Annotated in this window: 1 protein-coding gene; it reads left to right on the top strand. The window is 69.1% G+C overall.

Annotated features, from left to right (window positions below; all coding sequences use genetic code 11):
* Positions 1-304: hypothetical protein (locus R0J92_RS22295; RefSeq protein ID WP_411053259.1), on the top strand; the 304-nt coding region annotated here is incomplete at both ends.

Genomic DNA, 304 nt, shown 5'->3' with positions numbered 1-304 from the left:
AGCTGCCGCAGCGGCACCTCGTAGCGCTCAAGGACGAGCGGCGATGGCAGCACACGGGGTACAGGGAATCGGTGCTCAAGGCGGAGAAGGCGTGCGAGATGGGCGGGCTGCTGGCGTTCGTGGGGAGCCGGGGCACCGGCAAGACGCAGGTGGCCGTCGAGGTCGCGGCCGGCATGGCTGCCACCAAGCCCGTCCGCTACGTCAAGGCCCGGATGCTGGGGATGTTTCTGCGGGAGGCGTTCCAGAAGCCGAGTGTCACCGAGGTCGATGCGATCCAGCGGTGGGTCCGCCCCCACCTGCTCAT

The sequence above is a fragment of the Tritonibacter sp. SIMBA_163 genome (genome assembly GCF_046535935.1).
GTDB lineage: Bacteria > Pseudomonadota > Alphaproteobacteria > Rhodobacterales > Rhodobacteraceae > Epibacterium > Epibacterium scottomollicae.
This window is presented reverse-complemented; position numbering and strand designations above follow the sequence as displayed.